Origin of the sequence: Streptomyces klenkii (assembly GCF_003626645.1) — a bacterium.
In the GTDB taxonomy this organism is placed as follows: domain Bacteria; phylum Actinomycetota; class Actinomycetes; order Streptomycetales; family Streptomycetaceae; genus Streptomyces; species Streptomyces klenkii.
The window spans coordinates 23,182-43,698 of record NZ_RBAM01000005.1; the positions used below are offsets into that span (position 1 = coordinate 23,182).

Annotated in this window: 15 protein-coding genes; 3 read left to right on the forward strand and 12 right to left on the reverse strand. The window is 75.1% G+C overall.

Features of this window, described 5'->3' with window-relative positions:
- Positions 1-44: 44 nt before the first annotated feature.
- From D7231_RS13335 to D7231_RS13395, 12 genes are all read right to left on the reverse strand, one after another.
- On the reverse strand, positions 45-2,135 hold the full coding sequence (locus tag D7231_RS13335) for a CHAT domain-containing WD40 repeat protein (protein WP_120755639.1): 2,091 nt from the start codon (positions 2,133-2,135) through the stop codon (positions 45-47).
- A 52-nt stretch (positions 2,136-2,187) separates the two neighbouring features.
- Positions 2,188-2,979: a hypothetical protein gene (locus tag D7231_RS36475; protein WP_158673743.1), complete on the reverse strand. Its 792-nt coding sequence runs from the start codon at positions 2,977-2,979 to the stop codon at positions 2,188-2,190.
- 133 nt (positions 2,980-3,112) lie between these two features.
- A complete protein-coding gene (locus D7231_RS38325; protein ID WP_120755642.1) occupies positions 3,113-4,045 on the reverse strand; it encodes a 4'-phosphopantetheinyl transferase family protein in 933 nt (310 codons plus the stop codon).
- A 4-nt stretch (positions 4,046-4,049) separates the two neighbouring features.
- Positions 4,050-8,126, reverse strand: coding sequence for an amino acid adenylation domain-containing protein (locus tag D7231_RS13355; protein WP_422396705.1), 4,077 nt, complete (start codon positions 8,124-8,126; stop codon positions 4,050-4,052).
- Positions 8,123-8,353 (reverse strand): phosphopantetheine-binding protein, encoded by a 231-nt coding sequence (locus D7231_RS13360; RefSeq protein WP_120755643.1) that lies wholly within the window; start codon positions 8,351-8,353, stop codon positions 8,123-8,125. The genes D7231_RS13355 and D7231_RS13360 overlap by 4 nt, the downstream gene beginning before the upstream one ends.
- A gap of 5 nt (positions 8,354-8,358) precedes the next feature.
- Positions 8,359-8,991: an isochorismatase family protein gene (locus tag D7231_RS13365; protein WP_120755644.1), complete on the reverse strand. Its 633-nt coding sequence runs from the start codon at positions 8,989-8,991 to the stop codon at positions 8,359-8,361.
- Positions 8,992-9,026: 35 nt separating this feature from the next.
- Positions 9,027-10,673: a (2,3-dihydroxybenzoyl)adenylate synthase gene (locus D7231_RS13370; protein WP_120755645.1), complete on the reverse strand. Its 1,647-nt coding sequence runs from the start codon at positions 10,671-10,673 to the stop codon at positions 9,027-9,029.
- Entirely contained in the window at positions 10,670-11,890 is a 1,221-nt protein-coding gene (gene dhbC / locus D7231_RS13375) for an isochorismate synthase DhbC (protein ID WP_120755646.1), read from the reverse strand. Before dhbC ends, D7231_RS13370 begins: the two co-directional genes overlap by 4 nt.
- 182 nt (positions 11,891-12,072) lie before the next feature.
- On the reverse strand, positions 12,073-12,852 hold the full coding sequence (locus D7231_RS13380; RefSeq protein ID WP_120755647.1) for a 2,3-dihydro-2,3-dihydroxybenzoate dehydrogenase: 780 nt from the start codon (positions 12,850-12,852) through the stop codon (positions 12,073-12,075).
- A 264-nt stretch (positions 12,853-13,116) separates the two neighbouring features.
- Positions 13,117-15,120 carry a prolyl oligopeptidase family serine peptidase gene (locus tag D7231_RS13385; RefSeq protein WP_120756010.1) on the reverse strand — a complete coding sequence of 668 codons (2,004 nt, stop codon included), beginning with the start codon at positions 15,118-15,120 and terminating at the stop codon, positions 13,117-13,119.
- A 104-nt stretch (positions 15,121-15,224) separates the two neighbouring features.
- Positions 15,225-16,577, reverse strand: coding sequence for a M20/M25/M40 family metallo-hydrolase (locus D7231_RS13390; protein WP_120755648.1), 1,353 nt, complete (start codon positions 16,575-16,577; stop codon positions 15,225-15,227).
- The gene (locus D7231_RS13395) at positions 16,570-17,406 is read right to left on the reverse strand and encodes a M55 family metallopeptidase (RefSeq protein ID WP_120756011.1); all 837 of its coding nucleotides are present in this window, start codon (positions 17,404-17,406) and stop codon (positions 16,570-16,572) included. The genes D7231_RS13390 and D7231_RS13395 overlap by 8 nt, the downstream gene beginning before the upstream one ends.
- A gap of 415 nt (positions 17,407-17,821) precedes the next feature.
- On the opposite strand from D7231_RS13395, the gene D7231_RS13400 reads away from it, so the two are divergent.
- The 3 genes from D7231_RS13400 to D7231_RS13410 all read left to right on the forward strand — a co-directional run bounded on the left by D7231_RS13400 (position 17,822) and on the right by D7231_RS13410 (position 20,516).
- The gene (locus tag D7231_RS13400) at positions 17,822-18,649 is read left to right on the forward strand and encodes an alpha/beta fold hydrolase (RefSeq protein WP_120755649.1); all 828 of its coding nucleotides are present in this window, start codon (positions 17,822-17,824) and stop codon (positions 18,647-18,649) included.
- A complete protein-coding gene (locus tag D7231_RS13405; RefSeq protein WP_120755650.1) occupies positions 18,646-20,190 on the forward strand; it encodes an AMP-binding protein in 1,545 nt (514 codons plus the stop codon). Before D7231_RS13400 ends, D7231_RS13405 begins: the two co-directional genes overlap by 4 nt.
- A 62-nt stretch (positions 20,191-20,252) precedes the next feature.
- Positions 20,253-20,516: an acyl carrier protein gene (locus D7231_RS13410; RefSeq protein ID WP_158673744.1), complete on the forward strand. Its 264-nt coding sequence runs from the start codon at positions 20,253-20,255 to the stop codon at positions 20,514-20,516.
- Position 20,517: the final 1 nt, after the last annotated feature.

Below are 20,517 nucleotides of genomic sequence, written 5' to 3' on the forward strand. Positions count from 1 at the left end.
AACCCGGCTGCGCGCACGACGCGTCGGCCGACGCTGTGCCGCGATCAGTCCCGGCCCCCCGGGACCGGGGTCAGCTTCACCGTCTTGTCCTCGCTGCCGCTGGCCAGCCACGTGCCGTCCGGGCCGAAGGCCACGCACAGGACCGTGTCGTGGTGTTGCACCCGTAGCGCGCGGGTGCCGTCCGCCGTGGACCACAGGCCCGCCGTGCGGTCGGCGGAGGCCGTGGCGAGCCAGTGGCCGTCGGGGCTGAAGGCGATGTCCTTGACGGCGGCGCCGTGCCGGACCAGCAGGCGCTGGTGGCCGCTGCCCGCGTCCCACACCCGTACGCAGCCGTCGTCGCCCGCGGTCGCCAGCCGGCCGCCGTCGGGGCTGAAGTCGACGGCCTTGACCGGGTGGTCGTGGCGCAGGCGCAGCAGGGCGTCGCCGCCGAGCGACCACACGTGCACCGAGCGGTCGGCCGAGGCCGAGGCGAGCCGGGCGCCCTCCGGGCTGAAGGCGACGTCGGTGACGACCTGGTCGTGCTTGATGCGCAGCATGGGGTCGCCGCCGGTGGAGTCCCACAGCCGGACGGTGCGGTCGGCGGAGGCGGAGGCCACGCGGAAGCCGTCGGGGCTGAAGGCCACGCCGAAGACCACGTGGTCGTGGCGCAGGCGAAGCAGTTCCTCGCCGTCGGAGGCCGCCCAGATGCGGACGGTGTTGTCGGCGCCTCCGGTGACGAGGCGGCGGCCGCCGGGGCTGAAGGCGGCGGCGAAGACGGAGGAGAGCCAGCCGCCCGCGGTCTGTTCCCAGATCCGGTTGCCGGTCAGGGCGTCCCAGACCCTGACGCGGCTGCGGGATCCGGTGGCCAGCCGTCTGCCGTCGGGGTGGAAGGCGAGGGCTTGCACCCACTGGCGGGCGTTGAGGACGCGTGAGGTGATGCCGGGGCCGGGCGGACCGCCCGGGTCCGAGCCGGCAGGTGTGCCGGTGTCCGGGGGCCGCACCGGCCGCGGTGGTACGGCGGCAGGCCCTCGCGGCGGGCCCCCTGCCGGCTCTTCCGGCGGTTCCGGCATGTCGAAGAGGCGGGCGTCCCCGCCGCGCAGGTAGAGGACGGGGGTCGCCCACTCCAGGCTGTCGTCCTTGTCGACGACGAGGGCGATCCTTCCGACCCGTACGGCCTCGTCGACGGTGCGTCCTCCGGCCAGCGCCTGGTAGAAGGAGGCGGCGAAGCGCGTGGCCGCCTTGTCGGTGACGGCGAACTGCATGGCGACGATCGCCGGCACGGAGCGCACGAGGACGGCGGCGGTGCTGGAGAAGAGGTCTTCGGCGTTGCCCATGCCGCTCTGGCAGCTGTTGAGGATGACGAGTTGCGGCCGGGGCCGGGCCACGCTGAGGAGCGAGGCGAGGGCGGAGGCGTGCAGGTGGTGCTCGCGCCCGTCCGCGTCGGCCAGCGTGATCATGCCTTCGTGGCGCTGGGGGTCGTAGGCGCCGTGCCCGATGAAGTGCAGGACGTGGCAGCCGCGCAGGAGCCGGCGGGAGAGGTCGTCCGCGGTCTGGCCCTCGACCCAGTCGAGCTCGACGAGCCCGCGCTCGGTCAGCGGCCGCAGCGCGACCGCGAGGGCGGCGCGCTCGCTCTCGGCGCCCAGGGGCGCGCGGGAGCGGGGCAGCGAGGTCATGCCGAGGACTTTGAGGGGCGGTTCGGAGCGCAGCGGGGCCAGCGGCTCGGGCAGGTCGACGTAGCGGACGAGGGGCTGGCGCAGGCACAGGTAGCCGCCGAGGTCCTCGTCGTGGAGCAGTTCCCAGGGCAGGGCGGCGAGTTCGGGCGCGCGGATGCGCAGGACCACGCGGAGCGGCTGGTCGCGCTCGGCGGCGCGCTGGCGGCTGGCGAGATACAGGCCGCGCAGGCGCCCGTCGAAGACGGTGCGGAAGAGCCGCTCCCCCACGTCCCGTACGGGCCGCTCCAGGCCGAGGGCCGCCGCGCGCGGCGTCACCGAGGAGGCGAGGACGGCCCGTTGGAGGTCGGCGAGGCGGGCGCCGATGGCGCCGGGCTCCAGGGCGACCGAGGCGGCCCCCTCGCCCGCGGGCGAGGAGACGGTCACCGCGTACTGCCCGCCGGTCCCGCCGCTGATTTCCAGGACGAAGTCGGCGGCGGCGGGCATCACGGCTCCCGGGAATTCCGCAGAGGTGTCAGCATTCCGTTTTCTCGCTTCCTCACGTGGCCGTTCCGTGCAGCGGTCCCGCGGTCTTCCACCAGGAGAGCAGTTGCCCGTACGAGGCGAGCGGGGCGTGGGCCTGCGCGATGATCTTCACGTCCTCGCTGGACCACGTGAGATAGGCGTCGCCGTCGTCCGGGTCCTGGTGACAGGCGAGTTCGCCGACTTGCTTTCCGCTGTTGCTGTACTTCTGCCGGCCGCTGAGCGGAGTGGACGGCCCGCACGAGTTCTGCGTGAAGGAGACGCCGCTCACGAGCCGCTGGAATCCGCCCTGGGTGCTGATGTCGTCCACGAACTGGGCGTAGATCACGGGAAATCCGGTGGCCGGGGTGCAGGCGACCACGGCGACGACCGACGCCGGGAACTTGGACGCGTCGCCTTCGGAGCAGCTCGGGCGGATGGTCTCCGGCACGTGGGCGAGCAGGGACGCGGTCGCCCCCGAGGACCGGGGCGTCCCCGGCGCGGGCGTCGGCGGCTGCGGCGGCGGGGCGGCCGAGGACGGCGGGGCGGGCGGCTGTGACGAGGCCGGCGCCGGTGATGACGGCGGTACGGATTGCGTCGGCAAGGTATCGGGCAGAGGGCCGGCTTCCGCCTTTCCGGAATCCTTATTTGCCAGCAGGACAATGCTGGTGACTACGAGAGCGGCGCCGAGCAGCGCCGCGGTGGACCGGACCACCGGGCTGATCCGGGGAAAGGAGATTTCCCGGACCGAGAATCCGCTGCCCAGTAGAGAGATGAGGACCATGAGGCCCCCGAAGACGAACAGAATGATCGAAGCAGAGGTCGGCATGATGGCCCCCCGAGGTGTCACGACCCTCCGCGGACCAGTCAGGTTATAGGCAATTCGAGGGAATGCCGCCGGGCTGGGCACCGTATATTCGGCCGGTCGCCTCCGCGCGCTCCCGGAGCGCGCCCTCGCGCCCTTACGGCAGGAGCGGCCCGCGCGCGTTCGCGACCGCTACGGCCGCCGCGTACCCCGGCGGGGCCGCGACGTCGGTCAGCGTCCACCCCGCGGGGGAGGCCGGGGCGGGGCCCGCGCCGACGTACGTCACGGACGGGTTCTCCGACAGGCCCGTGCCCGTGCCCTTGAGGTAGGCCTCCTTGCGCGTCCAGCAGCGCGCGAACGCCTCCGGGCGCCCCACCGCGGGCAGCGCGGCCAGCTCCGCGGTCTCGTCGGGGTGGAGCACGCGCGCCACCTCGTCGACCACCTCGGCCGGCTGGAGCTGCTCGACGTCGGCACCGACCGGGGTGTCCGCGAAGGCGAAGAGCGCGAGGTCGCCCGCGTGCGAGAGGTTGAAGTGCAGGGGCGCGCCGGCGGCGGCGGGGCGGCCGTGCGGCCCGCCGCAGCCGGGGCACGGCTCGCGCACGAGCACGACCGCGGCCGGGTCGGTGGCCAGGTACGCGCCGAGGAGGAGCCGCAGCCCGACGTGGGAGGCGATGTAGCGGTTGCGGTGCAGGTCCCGCACGAACGCGGCGGCGCGGTCCCGCTCCGCGGGGTCGAGGATGCGCGCGTGGTCCCGCAGTGCGGCGTCGAGCGGGCTGCGGGCCGCCTGCGGCCCGTCGTCCGGCAGGCCGGCGGCACCGGGCCTCAGGTCGCCGTCCGGGACTTCCTCGCCCGGCACGGCACCTGGTCGCGGACCGTCGTCCAGCAGCGCACCGTTTGCCGGGACGCCGGCCCCGAGGCCGTCACCCCGCAGGCCACCGGCCTCCGGGCCCTCGTTCGTGAAGCCGCCCGGCCGCAGGCCGGCGAGGTGCAGCAGCCAAACGCGCGGCGGCCCGCCCGGTGTCCACTCCCCCGGCAGCGGGTCCTCGCCGAGGACCCGGGGCCGTATGCCCGGCCCGCCGCTCACGCCCATGCGCTCAGCCCTCTCCCAGGTGGCGGGTCACCGCCCCGGCGACCTCCGCGATCGGTCCCGGCCGCGTCATGTGTGCGTGCGCGCAGCCGACATCGTGGTTGATCACCCTACCCGTGACGTACGGCCGCCACGCCTGACTCGGCGCGGGGCCGGCCGGGTCCGCGGAGCCCGTCGCGGTGAAGAAGAGGACGTCGCCGTCGAAGACGCGGTGCGGGTGGCGCCCGGCCAGGGCCGTCGTGGAGAGCGCGACGCCGACCACGGATCGCAGCGTCCCGCCGGTCAGCGCGGCGAACGGGCCGCTGTCCGCGCGGAGGGCGGCGAGCACGCCGTCCCGGGTGAGGGGGCCGTCGCCGTCACGGGCGCGGCCGGCCATGTCCAGCAGGGCGCCGAGGACGGCCTGTTCCTCGAACGCGGCGCCCGCGGGGTGGGCGTCGAGCAGCGCGAGGAGCTCGACCTTCTCGCCGGCCTCCTGAAGCCGTACGGCGACGGCGTGCGCGAGGACGCCGCCCGCCGACCAGCCCAGCAGCCGGTAGGGGCCGTACGGCTGGACGTCCCGGATGCGGTCCGCGTGGTCCGCGGCCATCTCCTCCAGCGTTGCGGGCAGCGCCTCGCCGGGCGCGAACCCGCGGGCCCGGAGCGCGTGGAGGGGCTGGTCGGGGCCGAGGCCGGCGAGCAGCCCGGTGTAGCACCAGCCGAGGCCGGCGGCCGGGGGCAGGGCGAACAGGGGCGTACGGCTGCCGGTCGCGCGCAGCGGCAGGACGGGATCCAGGGCGCCCGGGGCGGTGCCGTCCCCGCCGCCCAGACGGCGGGCGAGGGCGGCCGGGGTGGGCGCGCGGAAGAGGGTGCCCAGGGCGAGGGGCCCGTCTTCACCGGACGCCACTTCACCGGCCGCGCCTTCACTGGACACAGCGTCACCGGACACAGCGTCACCGCAGACGTCCTCGCCCAGGACGTCCCGGATCCGGGCCACGAGCCGCGCCGCGAGCAGCGACGTGCCGCCCAGGGCGAAGAAGCTGTCGTCGACGCCGACGTGCGGCAGCCCGAGGACCTCGGCGAACAGCCGCGTCAGGGTCTCCTCGCGGAGCCCCGCGGGTGCGCGGCCGCCGGTGTCCGCCCCGGCGGCGGGGGCGGGCAGTGCCGCGCGGTCGAGCTTGCCGTTGGGGCCCGTGGGGAAGGTGTCCAGGACCACGACGGCGTCCGGCACCGTGCTCGCGGGCAGGCGCGCGGCCAGCGCCTCGCGCAGGACACCGGGGCCGGCCTCGGCGGCGGCATCCGCCGAGGCCGGAGTCACGTAGGCGACCAGGCGCCGGTCGCCGGGCCGGTCCTCGCGGACGACGGCGCAGGCGGCCTGGACGCGGGGGTCGGCCAGCAGGACGGCCTCGATGCCGTCGAGCTCGATGCGGCGCCCGTGCAGCTTGACCTGGCGGTCGGTGCGGCCGAGGTACTCGGCCTCGCCGTCCGCCCGCCAGCGGGCGAGGTCGCCCGTGCGGTACATGCGCGCGCCGGGCCCCGCGAAGGGGTCGTCCGGGAACCGCTCGGCCGTGAGGTCCGGCCGGCCCAGGTAGCCGTCGGCGAGCTGGGCGCCGGCGAGGTAGAGCTCGCCGGGGACGCCGGGCGGGCAGGGGTGCAGGGCCTCGTCGAGGATGTAGAGGCGGGTGTTGCGGGCGGGCCGTCCGATGGGGACGGGCCCGGTGTCGCCCGGCCGGCAGGTGTGGTGGGTGACGTCGACGGCCGCTTCGGTGGGCCCGTAGAGGTTGTGCAGCAGGGCGCCGGGGAGCAGCCGGTGGAAGGCGTCGGCCGTGGCGCGGGGCAGGACTTCGCCGCTGCTGAAGACGTGCCGCAGCCCGGTGCAGCCCGCCGCGCCGGGGGCGGCGAGGAAGAGCTGGAGCACCGAGGGCACGAAGTGGGCGGCGGTGACGCCGTGTTCGCGGATGGTGCGGGCGAGCTCGGCGGGGTCGCGGTGGGCCTCGGGTCCGGCCACGACGAGGGTGGCGCCTTCGCGCAGGGGCCAGAACAGCTCCCACACGGAGACGTCGAAGCCGGCGGGGGTCTTGTGCAGGACGCGGTCGCCGGGGGCGAGCGGGTACTGCGCCTGCATCCAGCGCAGCCGGTTGTCGATCGCCGAGTGCGGCACGACGACGCCCTTGGGGGGTCCGGTGGAGCCGGAGGTGTGCAGGACGTACGCGGGGTGCTGGGGCGTCAGGGCCCGGCCGGGGTCGGTGGGCAGGTGTGCGGCGAGCGTCTCGCGGAGCGCGGGGTCGTCGAGCGCGACGGCGGGCGGCGCGCCCGCGGGCAGGGCGGCGGTGCCGGCGCGGTCGGTGACGACGCACACCGGGGCGGCGCTCTCCAGCACGTCGCGCAGGCGCGCGGCCGGGTCGGCGGTGTCGAGCGGCAGGTAGGCGCCGCCCGCCTTGAGGACGGCGAGGAGGGCCACGACGAGGTCGGTGGAGCGCGGCAGGGCGACGGCGGTGATCGTGCCGGGGCGCACGCCGAGGCCGGCGAGGTGGCGGGCGAGCCGGTTGGCGCGGGCGTTGAGCCCGGCGTAGGTGAGGGTCTCGGCGCCGCACACCAGGGCGGTGGCGTGCGGGGTGCGGGCGGCGCGGGCCTCGACGGGGCCGATGAGGGTGGTGGGCGGGACCTCGGCGGCGGTGTCGTTGAACTCGGCGAGGACCTGTTCGCGCTCGGCGGCGGTGGCCAGGGCGAGGCCGCCGGTCGGCAGGTGCGGGTCGCGCTCGGCGAGGCGGGTGAGCAGGTCGAGGAAGCGGGCCTGGTGGGCGGCGAGCTCGTCCTGGCCGTAGCGCGCGGGGTTGGCGTCGTAGTCGATGCGCAGGCCGCTGCCGTCGGCGCGGTCGTAGATGCCGACGGTGAGGTCGTCGACGGGCCCGGGGGCGAGGTTGTGCGCGTCGGAACGGGCGCCCGCGAACGTGAGCCCGTAGTCGAAGGGCATGACGTTGACGAGCGGGCCGGTCAGGGCCCGGCCCTCGCCGAGGAGGCCGAGGTCGCGGCGGATGTCCTCGAAGCGGTAGCGCTGGTGGCGGCGGGCGGACCGGATGCCGAGGACGGTCTGGTGGACGAGTTCGGCGAAGGTCGTGCCGGGGGTGACGGCCAGGCGCAGCGGCAGCACGTTCATGACCATGCCGGGGACGCGCAGGGCGACGGAGCCCATGCGGCCCATCATGGGCAGGCCGAGGACGACGTCCTGGCTGCGGGTGGCGCGGGCGACGTAGAGGGCCTGGGCGGCGAGGAGGACGTCGGTCCAGGTGGCCCGGACGGACGCGGCCAGGCGGCGTAGCCGTGCGGTGGCCCCGGGGTCGAGGTGGGCGGTGGCGCGCAGGTGGCCGCGGGAGGGCAGGGCGGGGCCCGGCGAGGAGGCGAGGGCGGGCGCCTCGGGGCGGTCGGCGAAGGCGGTGAGCCAGTGGGCGCGGTCGCGGGTGCGGGTGGCGGAGTCGCGGTAGGCGGCGTCCTCGGCGACGAGGTCGGCGAGCCGGCCGAAGGGGCTGGGGGCCGGGTCCTCGCCGGTGGCCAGGGCGGTGTAGAGCTCGGCGACGCGGCGGGCGACGAGGGAGTAGCCGTAGCCGTCGAGGACGGCGTGGTGGACGCGCTGGTACCACAGCCAGCGGGCGTCGCCGGTGCGCAGGAGGGCGTGCGCGAAGAGGGGGCCGCGGGCGAGGTCGAAGGGCTCGGCGAGGTCGGCGCGCATCCAGGCGAGGGCGGCGGCGTGCGGGTCGCGCTCGGCGCGCAGGTCGGCGGTGTGCAGGGGGAAGCCGTGGCCGGGGGCCTCGACGGCGATGGGGAACTGGCGGGGGCCGTCGGGGGTGTCGGTGATGCGGACGCGCAGGGCGTCGGCCTCGCCGACGGTGCGGTGCAGGGCCTCGGCGAAGCGCACGGGGTCGATGTCCCCGTGGATCTCCAGGTATTCGGCGGTGCCGAGGGCGGGGCTGCCCGGGTCGAGGGCCTGGGCGAACCACATGCCCGACTGGGCGGCCGTCAGGGGCAGCCCCTCCGGCGCGGGGGACCGTCCCGCGCCGGAGGGGCCGGGCAGGGGGCGCGCCCCTGCCCGGTCGAGGGTGCGGGCGTTCACGTTCCCGCCCCCAGCAGCGGTGCCCACTGCTCTATGGCCGGCTGCTCGGCGAGGGCCACGAAGGTGACGTCGGTGCCGTGGTCGCGGCGCCAGCGCTCGACGAGGGTCATGATGCGGACGGAGTCGAGGCCGTAGTCGACGAGGTTCTCGTCGTCGGGGATGTCGGCGGGGTCCTCTCCGAGCACGTCGGCGACGTCGGCCCGGATCTGTTCGAGGGTGAGTGCCATGGGAGTTACGCCCCTTCGAAGAGCCGGTCGGTGGTGGTCACCACGGCGCACTTGGCGGCGGCCCAGCGCAGTGCCGTGGCGTGGTCCTCGGCCGAGAAGTCGGCGACGGCGTCGGCGACGAGGAAGGGCTGGATGTCGCGCATCCAGGCGTCGCAGGCGCTCATCATGACGCCGATGTGCGCGTACACGCCGACGATGATCAGCTGGTCGCGGCCCTGGGCGGCCATCCGCTCGGCGAGGTCGGTCCGGACGAACGCGGAGTACTTCCACTTCGTCAGGACGGTGTCGCCCTCGGTGGGGGCGACGGCGTCGGCGATGGCCTTGGCGCGCTCGTCGTCCGGCAGGCCGGGGCCCCAGAAGTCCTGCTGGAGGCCGCGCTCGGCGGGGCTCTGGCCGCCGGGCTGGGCGGAGTAGACGACGGGGACGCCGAGCCGGTCGCAGTCCTTCTTCACGGCGGCGACGTTGGCGAGCAGTTCGGTGACCGGCGAGGACCCGGCCTCGAACGCGTCGAGGAAGTAGTTCTGGAGGTCGTGCACGAGCAGCACGGCGCGGGCCGGGTCGGCGGTCCAGGCGACCTTGTTCGCGGGCAGGTCGGCCGCCCGCGGCATGGGATAGGGGGCGATGGCAGGCAGTGCCATGGTGGTCGGTGACCCTTTCTCGGTTCTCAGCGTTTTCAGCGCTCTGCTGCTGCGGCGGCGACCTGTGCGGCGATGGCCGCGCGGAGGTCTTTCTTCGACACCTTGCCGATGCCCGTCTGCGGGAATTCCGTCACGAACTCCACCCGGTCGGGGACCTTGAAGGCGGCGAGGCCGCGCTCGCGGACGAACTTCTTGATGGCGATCGACTTGACGGGTCCGGCGCCCTCGCGCAGGACGACGTAGGCGCAGGTGCGCTCGCCGAGGTAGGCGTCGGGCATGGAGACGACGGCGGCGTCGTGCACGGCCGGGTGGGCGAGGATGTGGTTCTCGATCTCCTCGGCGGCGACCTTCTCGCCGCCCCGGTTGATCTGGTCCTTGGCCCGGCCCTCGACCACGAGGTGGCCGCTCTCCGTGCGCCGGACGACGTCGCCGGTGCGGTAGAAGCCGTCGGCGGTGAAGGCCGTGGCGTTGTGCTCGGGGGCCCGCCAGTAGCCGCGGATGGTGTACGGGCCGCGGGTCAGCAGGTGGCCGGTGGCCCCGGCGGGCAGGTCGTTGTCCTCGTCGTCCACGACGCGGACCTCGTCGTCGGGCGAGATCGGCCGGCCCTGGGTGGTGACGATGGTCTCCTCGGGGTCGTCCAGCCGGGTGTAGTTCACCAGGCCCTCCGCCATGCCGAAGACCTGCTGGAGGGTGCAGCCGAGGGCCGGGCGCACCCGGCGCGCCGCCTCCTCGCTGAACTTCGCGCCGCCCACCAGCAGGACCTGAAGGCTGCTCAGGTCGTACGGGGTCTCCGCCGCGGCCTCGGTCCACACGAGGGCCAGCGGCGGGACGAGGCCGGTGATCGTGACGCCCTCGGCCTCGATGAGCGGGAAGGCGACGTCGGGGCTGGGGCGCGGGGCGAGGACGACGCGGGCACCGGCGTAGAGCGCGCCGAGCGTGCCCGGGGAGCTCAGCGGGAAGTTGTGGGCGGCGGGCAGGGCGCAGAGGTAGACGCTGTTCTCGTCGACGCCGCAGATCTCGTTGGAGCCCCACAGCGAGTAGATGTAGTCGTCGTGGGTGCGCGGGATGAGCTTGGGCACGCCCGTGGAGCCGCCGGAGAGCTGGAGGAAGGCCAGCTCGTGCGGGGCGGGCGCGTCGGGCACGGCCACCGGCTCGGTGGGCACGGCGGACAGGGCGGTGTGCTCGCCGGGGTCGCCCGCGACGAAGACGTGCTTGAGGGTGGGCACCTCGGCGCGCACCTTCGAGGCGAGCTCGCGGTAGTCGTAGCCCTCGCTGACGTCGGCGACGACGTACGCGGCGGCCTCGGTGAAGGCGCAGAAGTGGCGGATCTCGGTCTCGCGGTGGGCGGGCAGCGCGAAGACGGGGAGGGCGCCGATGCGGAAGAGCGCGAAGACGACCTCGAAGAACTCGGCGATGTTCGGGAGCTGGACGACGACGCGGTCGCCCTTGCCGATGCCGTGGGAGAGGAGGCCGGCGGCCAGCCGGTCGGCGCGCAGGTCGAGCTCGCCGTACGTCCAGCGGCGGCCCTCGCCGGAGGGGTCGACGATCGCGATCCGGTCCGGGTGCGCCTGCGCGCGGTCGCGCAGCATCTGCCCGAACGTTTCTCCCCGCCAGTAGCCCGCCGCGCGGTAGCGCTCGGCGAACTCGGCCGGATAGCCCGGAGCGTCGGTCGTCTCGGTCACTGGTCAACCCCCACAGCCTGCAGGAACGTCTGGAACTTGGCGCCGGTCTCGGCCGTCTCGGCCTCCGGCGAGGACTGCGCGACGACCCCCGCGCCCGCGTACAGCCGCAGGGTGCGCTCCTCGGCCTCCGCGCAGCGGATGGTGACGACCCATTCGCCGTCGCCGTGCGCGTCGCCCCAGCCGACCATGCCGGTGAAGAAGCCGCGGTCGAAGGGCTCCAGCTCGCCGATGACGTCGCGCGCGGTGGCGGTCGGGGTGCCGCAGACGGCGGGCGTGGGGTGCAGCGCGGAGGCCAGCTCCAGCGCGGACACCGCCGGGTCGGCCGGCTCGCCGGTCACGGTGGTCGACAGGTGCCACATGGCGGCCGTGCGCACCAGCGTGGGCCGCTCGGGCACGTGCAGGGTGCGGCAGTACGGGGCGAGGGCCTCGCGGACGGCGTCGACGACGACGGCGTGCTCGTGCAGGTCCTTCTCCGACTCCAGGAGGGCCGCGGCGCGGCGGACGTCCTCGGCGAGGTCGGCGCTGCGCGGCGTGGAGCCGGCCAGCGGGTTGGCGACGAGGGTGCCGCCGCGCCGGGAGACCAGCAGTTCGGGGCTCGCGCCGAGCAGCGTGCGGCCGGGGCCGGTGGGCAGGGCGAAGGTGTAGCCGGAGGGGTCGCGGCGGGCGAGGCGCTGGAGCAGCGCGGGCAGGTCGAGGTCGCGGTCGGAGGCGAGCTCCAGGGTGCGGGCCAGGACGACCTTGGCGAAGTCGCCGCGCCGCATGCGGCGCACGGCCTCGGCGACGGCGGCGCCGTAGCCGGCGGGCTCCGGCACGGGCCGGACGTCCCAGCGGGCGGCGCCGGGGGCGGCGGCCGGCAGGGCGACCAGCGGGTCCTCGGCGAGCGGCGGCGCCCAGCGGACGGCCTCCGGCACGGCGAGCGCGGCGGGCGCGGCCTGGTCGAAGGGGATCGCGCCGACGACGACCGGGGCCGCGTCGCCGGCCCGTACGCGGGCGGCGAGGGTCTCGGCGACGCGCTGCGCCACGGGGGCGGTGCCGTGCGGCACCTCGGCCCGTACGCCGTGGGCGAGCAGGGTGCGCGTCGGGGAGGCGAAGAACCGGGCCCGGCCCGGCTCGTAGGCGTCGAGCAGCGAGGTGGCGGCGCCGACGGTGTCACCCCCGGCGGGGGCGCCGGGCTCGCTGCCGCCCGGGCGGTCCGCGACGTGGTGAGCGGTGGTCACCTTTGCTGCTCCGTTCCTCCGGTGGGTCGCACCGGGTGGGTCCTGCGTGAAGTGTTCGGGCGGCGGCCGGCCTCGTGGGGGCCGCGCGTGGGGCAACTCCCGGCGTCAGCCGGAGGAGGCATGAGGACCGGGGTCCGGGGTCCGGGGTCCGGGGCGGGGCCCCGGGAGGGTGCGACGCGCCGTCAGGCGCGCAGCGTCGCGCCCCCGTCGACGTACAGGTCGTGCATCGTGATGTGCCGCGCGCGGTCGGAGACGAGGAAGGCGACCGCGTCGGCGATGTCGGCGGGTTCGGCGATCCGGCCGAGGGGGATGCCGACGCGGTACGAGCCGGGGTCGCCGTCGATGACGCGCTGGGGCGCCTGGTCGTCGGCCCACAGCCCGCGCTGCATGGCGGTGTCGGTGGAGCCGGGCGAGACGACGTTGCAGCGGATGCCGCTGCGGCCCAGCTCCAGGCCGAGGCACTTGGTGAACATGGTGGCGGCGGCCTTGGAGGCGGCGTACGCGGCCATGCTGGTGCGCGGCACGCCCGCGGCGTTGGAGCCGACGGTGACGATGCAGCCGGAGCGGCGCTCGGTCATCCGGCGGGCGACGGCGCGCGAGGCGTTGAAGACGCCGGTGGAGTTCACGGCGAAGGTGCGGTGCCAGACGTCGTCGGTGATGTCGACGACGGGCGAGGTGCGCAGCACGCCGGCGACGTTGACGAGGATGCCGAGCGGGCCGACGGTGTTCTCGACCTCGTCGACGACGGCCTCGACGGCGGTGCTGTCGGCGACGTCGGCGGTGTGGGCGGTGACCTTGTCGCGGCCGAACTCGGCCTCCAGGTCCTTGATGCCGTCCGGGGTCCAGTCGAGGGCCGCGACGCGTGCTCCCCTGGCGACGAGGGCGCGGGTCACGGCCTCGCCTATGCCCTGGCCGGCGCCGGTGACCAGCGCGACGCGGCCGGAGAGTTCTGACTGCTGCACGGCTGTTCCCCCGATTCCGGTTCCAAACTAAGGTAAGCCTTACCTTACACGTCCCGCCCGGCCGGGATCACCGCCCACGGCGGGGGCGCCCCCGCCACTCCGCACGCGGGGGGCGCACAGCAAGGCTTAGGTTAGGCTAACCTCACGCTCTTGCCTATAGGGGGGCGGCCCCCGGCTGACCGGCGACCGCCCCCGGCAAGACGGGAACTGGCTTTATGTCAGGTCGTCGCGAACTCCTTCGTCACGCCGTCACGAGGTCCTTCGTCAGGTCGTCACGAGCTCCAGGGCCGGTACGCCCGGCGCGGTCACCCCGAAGGTCTGCGCGTACAGGGAGAGCTCCGCCTCCAGCGCCCGCACGATCGTCCCGACCCGCCGGAAGCCGTGGCCCTCGCCCTCGAAGGCGAGGTAGGTGTGCGGCACACCGCGGCCGGCCATCGCCGCCAGCAGCCGCTCGCTCTGCGCGGCCGGGCAGACGGGGTCGGACAGCCCCTGAAGCAGCAGGAACGGGGTGGCGATCCGGTCCGCCCGGCGCAGCGGCGAGCGCTCGGCGTACAGCCCGGGCACCTCGTCCCGCGGCCCGATCAGCCAGTCCAGGTAGCGCGACTCGAAGTCGTGCGTGCCGTCCTCCGCCGCCCAGGTCTCCAGGTCCAGCACCGGGTAGAGGACCGTGCCGCAGGCGTAGAGGGACGTGGCGGCGAGCGAGGCCACGGCCGTCCAGCCGCCCGCGCTGCCGCCGCGGACCGCGATCCGGGCCGGGTCGGCGATGCCCTCGGCGGCCAGCGCCGCGGCCACCGCCGCGCAGTCCTCGACGTCCACCACGCCCCACTGCCCGCGCAGCCGCTCGCGGTAGGCGCGCCCGTAGCCCGTCGAGCCGCCGTAGTTCACCTCGGCGACGCCGATGCCGCGCGAGGTGAAGAAGACCGTCACCAGGTCCAGCACGAGCGGCGACCGGGCGGTCGGGCCGCCGTGCGCCATCACCACGTACGGCGGCAGCTCGCCCTCCGGGGCCACGTGGCCGGGGTTGCGCGGCGGGTAGAGGTTGGCGTGCACCTCGCGCCCGCCGGGCCCCGCGAAGGTGCGCACCAGCGGCTCGGGGTAGTGGGCGGGGTCCACGCGGTCGGCGTGCCGGGCGCCGACGGGCCGGGCGCGGCCCGTGCAGACGTCGAGCTCGACGACCTCGTACGTGCTGCGCGGGCTCGCCGCGACGCCCACCGCGCGGGTGCCGGACACCGCCAGGGTCGGCGCCCACTCGGTCCACGGCCCGGCGACGTCGGCGATCTCGCCGCTCGCCGGGTCCAGGATGCCGAGGACCGCGGCGCCCCGGCCGTGGACGGTGGCGATCAGCCCGCCGGGCAGGGGCGCGAACCAGCGCTGTCCCACGCGCCACAGCGGGCCGGCGAACTCCTCCTCGCGGCGGCACAGCGCCGTGCTCTCCCCCGTCACCGGGTCGACGCGGTACAGGTTCCACCAGCCGGAGCGGTCGCTCGCCGCGAGCAGCGAGCCGTCGGCGGCCCACTCCGCCTGGGCGACGGACTCCTCCGGCCCGCCCAGGACACTCCGGACGCCGGACAGCCGCCCGCCTTCGGAGACGTGGGCGGCCTTCAGCTCCGTGCCCTCCCACGGCATCCGGGGGTGGTCCCAGGCGATCCAGGCCGCCTGCCGCCCGTCCGGCGAGAGCCGCGGCCCGGTCACGAAGCGGCTCCGGCCGTCCGTCAGCTCCCGGACCGCCCCGCGGTCCCGCGCCGCGGAGCCGTCCAGCGGCACGGCCACGAGCAGCCGGCGCACGTCGCACGGGCCCCCGCCCGTGAACTCCTCCAGGACGCACCACACCTCGCCCCGGTCCGGCAGCAGCACGGGATCGGCCCAGCGCAGTCCCCCGCCCACGGACGAGACCGGCGTCAGCGGCCGCGGGTCGCGCCGCGCGCTCCCCGCCGGGGCGTCGGGCTCGAACGCGTAGAGCCGCTGGTCTCCGAAGTGGGTGAAGACCACCAGCGGGCCGCCCGTCTCCCGCGCCGCGGCCGCCCAGGGCAGGCCGCCGTACTCCATGACGCGGTTGCGCACGTTCCACGGAGCGGGCAGCACCGTCTCCTCCGGGCCGCCGGCCCGCCGCCGCACCAGCGCGAAGCGGCCCTCCTCCGCCGGGCGCGGGCTCACCCACCACAGCTCGTCACCGGCCATGCCCACGAAGTCCGGGCCGCCGCCGTGCGACGCGGCGAGCTCCGCGCCGACCGGGGACTGCCAGGCTCCGTAGGGCACCGTGGACACCATGATCTGCTCAGCCTCCTCGTAAGGGTTCATCAGATGCGTGACGGCCCGGCGGACCGGGCTCATCAGGCCGTGCTCAGCAAGCCGTGCTCATCGAGCCGGGTTCATCAGGCCGTGCTCAGCAAAAAGTGGTCGAGCACCCGGACCCCGAAGTGCAGCGCCTCTACGGGGACCCGTTCGTCGACGCCGTGGAACAGCGCCTGGTAGTCAATGTCCTCGGGCAGCTTCAGGGGCGCGAAGCCGTAGCAGTCGATGCCCAGGCGCGAGAACTGGTTGGCGTCGGTGCCGCCGGACATGCAGAACGGCACCACGTGCCCCCCGGGGTCGAAGCGCTCGACCGCTTCCCGCATCCGGGCGAACAGCTCGGTGCCGAGCGGGGCTTGCAGCGGCTTCCCGCGCTGGTAGTACTCCCATTCCACGTGCGGCCCCGTGAGCTCGTCCATGGCCGCGCGGAACTCGTCCTCGCCGCCCGGCACGACGCGCCCGTCCACGTGCCCCACGGCCGTCCCGGGGATCACGTTGACCTTGTAGCCGGCGTCCAGCATCGTCGGGTTGGAGCTGTTGCGGACCGTCGAGCCGATGAGCCGCGACGCCGGCCCGAGCTCGGCGAGCAGCGCGTCGACGTCGAAGTCCGGGGCCTCGGGGTCGGCCTCGATGCCGTACAGGGCGGCGATCTCGACCAGGGCGGCGCGTACGACCGGCGACATCCGCACCGGCCAGCGGTGCCGGCCGATCCGGGCGAGGGCCTCGGCCAGCCGGGTGACGGCGTTCGCCTCATTGGGCTTGGAGCCGTGGCCCGCCCGGCCGCGCGCGGTGAGCCGGAGCCAGGCCGTGCCCCGCTCCCCCGCCGCCACCGGATACAGCCGCAGCCCGCCGTCCGCGTGGAAGGTGTACGCGCCCGACTCGCCGATGGCGTACCGGCAGCCCTCGAACAGCTGCGGGTACTTCTCGGCGAGGAAGCCGGCGCCCGTCCAGGCGCGGTCCTCCTCGTCGGCGGTGAAGGCGAGCACGACGTCCCGCGGGGGCCGGACGCCCGCACGCGCCCAGGCCCGGACGACCGACAGGACCATCGCGTCGGTGTTCTTCATGTCGACCGCGCCGCGGCCCCACACCACGCCGTCGCGGACCTCGCCCGAGAAGGGGTGGACGCTCCACTCCCCGGGGTCGGCGGGGACGACGTCGAGGTGGCCGTGGACCAGCAGCGCGGGCGCGCCCGGATCGGTGCCGCAGATGCGGGCGACGACGTTCGTCCGGCCGCGCTCCTTCTCCAGCACCACCGGCTCGACGCCCGCCTCGCTCAGCGCCTCGGCGACGTACTCGGCGGCGGGCCGCTCACGGCAGTCGCCGCCGCCCCGGTTGGTCGTGTCGAGCCGGATCAGGTCCGAGGTGAAGCGCACCACTTCGTCGAGCGCGCGCTCGTCCACCCCGGTCCCGGCCCCTTCCGTCGTGCTCTCAGCCATACTGCTCCTCCACCGCGGCCGACACGACGGTCGTGACCGCCTTGAAGCAGCGGATGCCGTCGTACATGGTCGCCGTGGTGTACGAGACCCGCCGCTCGCCGCTCAGCACGACGCCCGGGACCACCGTCGCCGCGCCGGCCAGGTGGTCCGCGTCGAACTCGATGTCGACGGTGAACGGGCCGGTGCCCGCCGCGGGCTCGTACCGCACGGCCAGCGCCGTCGCCTCCTTGGCCGCGGCGCTGATGTCCGCGGCGGTGCGCGCGGGCGGGCGGCAGACGGCCGCGTAGCGCGACACGCAGTCCTTGACGGCCACCGAACGGGCGCGCGGCGCATAACCCTTGGCGTCCGCGCAGGTCAGGTCGTCGCCCGTCACCAGCACCACCGGAACACCGTATTCGGCGACGACCAGGGAGTTGAGCAACCCCTCGCTCGCCCGCGCGCCGCCCACCCACACGCCGGTGATGCTGTTGGCCAGGTAGGTGTGGGCCAGCACGCCCGGGGTGCCGGCGCCCGTGTGATAGCCCACGAAGGCGACGCCGTCGACATCGCCGTGCTGCACCCCTTCGACCATGCTCAGGCTCTTGTGCTTGCCGGTGAGCATCTGCGCCCGTTCGTCCAGCTTCTCCAGCAGCAGATTGCGCATGCCCCAGTGCGCCTCATTGACGAGGACCTCGTCGGCGCCCCCGTCGAAGAACCCGGCGATCGCCGCGTTCACGTCGGAAGTGAACAGATGGCGGCATCTCTCCCACTGCGAGGCGCCGGGCAGCACGTCGGCCGGGCAGGTGACGCCGGTGACGCCCTCCATGTCCGCGGAGATCAGGATCTTCACCATGCATCAGTCCTACCGCAGGTGGGAGGCGGCCGCACGGGTGCTCGCAGCAGTCTCTGCGGCGGGCCGCAGCCGGGGGGCGGCCGTTCGGCGTACGGGATCGGCCGCCGATCAGCTGTCGATCAGGCGTTCGGTGCGCTACGGAGGACGCCCGGACGCCGCCGGAGACCCCCGCGGAACCACCCGGAAGACGCCCGGGCGGGATAGAGGTAAACCGCCACCGGCGGCTGGGGGAATTACACATTCCAAGAATTCCCGCATTTTACCACGGGCGATCGGATGGTTGAGTCAACTATGTCAAATAAAAAGGCAGTTGACGCCGACATTGGCGTCGGCAATTATCGGTTCCCGGCGTCGGCCGACGCACTCCGTCAAGAGTTTTCCCGTCAACCGGCCCTCACACCAAGGACTCCGCATGCCCACCGTCGCGCTATCCCGAGGGCCTGTCGAATACACGGTCCTCGAAGGCAGTCCCGAAGCCGCCCCGCTCGTCCTCCTCCACGAAGGCCTCGGCTGCATCGCCATGTGGCGGCGCTTCCCGGCCCGCCTGGCGGCGGCCACCGGCCGCCGCACCCTGGTCTTCTCCCGGCACGGCCACGGCAGTTCGGGCCCGGCGCCGCAGGAGCGCACGCCGCGCTCCCTGCACGAGGAGGCCCACGACGTCCTCCCCGAGCTGCTCGGCCGGCTCGGCATCGAGCGCCCCGTGCTCGTCGGCCACAGCGAAGGGGCCTCGATCGCCCTGCTGCACGCCGCCGCCCGCCCCGTCGAAGCCGTCGTCGCCATCGCCCCGCACCTCTTCGCCGAGGAGCAGACGCTCCGCGGCGTCGCCGACGCCCGCCGCGCCCACGCATCCGGGCCGCTCGCCAAGGAGCTGGCCTTCTACCACCAGGACCCGCACACCGTGTTCCGCCGCTGGAGCGGCCTGTGGCTCTCCGAGGCGTTCCGCGGCTGGGACATCGAGGGCGATCTGGCCGGCGCCACCGCCCCCGTGCTCCTCGTCCAGGGCGACAGCGACCCGTACGGCACCACGGCCCACCTCGACGCGGCCGAGCGCGGCCTCGGCGGGCCCGTGCAGCGCCTGGAGCTCGCCGGCTGCGGCCACACCCCGCACCTCGAACGGACCGACGACGTCGTCGACGCCGTCGTGACGTTCCTCACGAGCCGCACCGGCGGCTCCGCACACCCCGTACAGCAGCCCTCCGCAGACTCCGCACAGCCCTCGCGCCAGGAGGCCCGCCCATGAGTGACACCGACGACGTCCGCCTCGACGGCCTGCTCGCCGCGGCCGCCCGCCGTCACCCCGGCCGGCCCGCCCTCACCGCCCAGGGCCGCACCTGGACCTACGCCGAACTCGACCGCGCCGTCGACGAGCTGGCCCGGCAGCTCGCCGCGGCCGGCCTGGAGCCCGGCGACCGCGTGGGCGTCCTCGCCCCCAAGGGGCCCGAGGCCGTCCTCGGCATCTACGCCGCGCTGCGCGCCGGAGCGGTCACGGCCCCGCTCGACGTCGCCGACCCGCCCGTCCGCACGGCCCACATGGTGCGCGGCGCCGGGCTGTCCCTGCTGCTCGCCTCCGACCGCTCCCTCGCCGGCTGCCGGCGCGCCGCCGAGGAGGCGGGCGCGGGCCCCGAGCCCGCCGAGGGCGTCCTGGACCACGGCCTGAACTGGGTGCGCACGCTCCCGGCGGCCGGGAAGCCCGCCCCGCTGCCCGCGCCCACCGACCGCGGCGGCTACATCCTCTTCACCTCCGGCTCCACCGGCCGCCCCAAGGGAGTGCTCCTCTCCCACGCCAACGTCGCCCACTTCGCGCTGTGGGCCGCCGCCGAGCTCGCCCTGACCGAGGCGGACCGGGTGGGCTCGCAGGCCGCCCTCACCTTCGACCTCACGACCTTCGACCTGTTCAGCACGGCCGCGGCGGGCGCCTGCGCCGTCCTCATGCCGGACGTCCTGCGCTCCTTCCCGCGCGACGTCGTCGGCTGGCTGCACGAGCAGCGCATCACCGCCTTCTACGCCGTGCCCTCCCTCTACCAGGGCATGCTCGAACGGGGCGGCATCGCCGAGCACTTCCCGCCCTCGCTGCGGGTGGCGGCCTTCGCCGGCGAGCCCTTCGCCCCGCGCCCCCTGGAGCGCTACCTGCACCTCCTCGGCGACGTGCCCCTCTACAACCTCTACGGGCCGACCGAGACCAACGTCTGCACGTACAGCCGGGTGCCCGCCGGCTGGACCGCGGACCAGGAGACGACCATCGGCAGGGCCGTCGAGGGCGACGTCGTCGACGTCCTCGGCGAGGACGGCCTGCCCACCGACGGCACGGGCGAGATCCACGTCGCCGGCGCCACGGTCTTCCAGGGCTACCTCCAGGACGGGGCCCTGACCGACCCGACCCGCACGGTGCGCTTCCGCGACGGCGTCGCCCGCCGCGCCTACGCCACCGGCGACATCGGCCGCATCACCGCCGACGGGCGCGTCTTCCTGCGCGGCCGCGGCGACTCGCAGGTCAAGCGGCGCGGCCACCGCATCGACCTGCTCGACGTCGAGAGCGCCGTGCTGTCGCTGCCGCAGGTCGCGGCCGCCGCGGTCGTCGCCAAGGACGGCCCGCACTACGGCGAGTTCTGGGCGTACGTGCAGAGCGACGGCGGTGCGGCGGCCGCCGAGGAGATCCTCGCCGGGCTGCGCGGGCTCCTGCCGCTGCGCATGCTGCCCGATCGCGTCGTGCCCACGACCGCCCTGCCCGTCAACGCCCGCGGCAAGGTCGACCGCCGCGCGCTCGCCGCCCGCACCGACTGACCACCAGCCACCCGGCCGACCGCCGGCCGCCGGCACGCAGCACACCAACGGAGGAAACCGTAGTGAACACCGTAGAGGACCTCTGCACTCTGATCAGCAGCAAGATCACCTGGGGGCGCGGCGAGGAGCCGCAGCAGCTGAGCCCGGACACCCCGCTGCTCGAACAGGGTCTCCTGGACTCCCTGGCCATCATGCAGATCGTCGCCGCGCTCGACTCCGAGGCCGGCATCGTGCTGCCGGACACGGAGATCGTGGCGGCCAACTTCCGCAGCCCGCAGGCGCTGTGGGGCGTACTGGAGAACATCCGGGCGGGGGCTGCGCTGTGAG

Excerpts from the sequence above, each read along its gene's own strand:
- D7231_RS13400 (WP_120755649.1), top strand. The coding sequence starts at position 17,822 with ATGCCCACCGTCGCGCTATCCCGAGGGCCTGTCGAATACACGGTCCTC.
- D7231_RS13335 (WP_120755639.1), bottom strand. The coding sequence starts at position 2,135 with ATGCCCGCCGCCGCCGACTTCGTCCTGGAAATCAGCGGCGGGACCGGC.
- D7231_RS13385 (WP_120756010.1), bottom strand. The coding sequence starts at position 15,120 with ATGGTGTCCACGGTGCCCTACGGAGCCTGGCAGTCCCCGGTCGGCGCG.
- D7231_RS38325 (WP_120755642.1), bottom strand. The coding sequence starts at position 4,045 with ATGGGCGTGAGCGGCGGGCCGGGCATACGGCCCCGGGTCCTCGGCGAG.
- D7231_RS36475 (WP_158673743.1), bottom strand. The coding sequence starts at position 2,979 with ATGCCGACCTCTGCTTCGATCATTCTGTTCGTCTTCGGGGGCCTCATG.
- D7231_RS13360 (WP_120755643.1), bottom strand. The coding sequence starts at position 8,353 with ATGGCACTCACCCTCGAACAGATCCGGGCCGACGTCGCCGACGTGCTC.
- D7231_RS13405 (WP_120755650.1), top strand. The coding sequence starts at position 18,646 with ATGAGTGACACCGACGACGTCCGCCTCGACGGCCTGCTCGCCGCGGCC.
- D7231_RS13390 (WP_120755648.1), bottom strand. The coding sequence starts at position 16,577 with ATGGCTGAGAGCACGACGGAAGGGGCCGGGACCGGGGTGGACGAGCGC.
- D7231_RS13365 (WP_120755644.1), bottom strand. The coding sequence starts at position 8,991 with ATGGCACTGCCTGCCATCGCCCCCTATCCCATGCCGCGGGCGGCCGAC.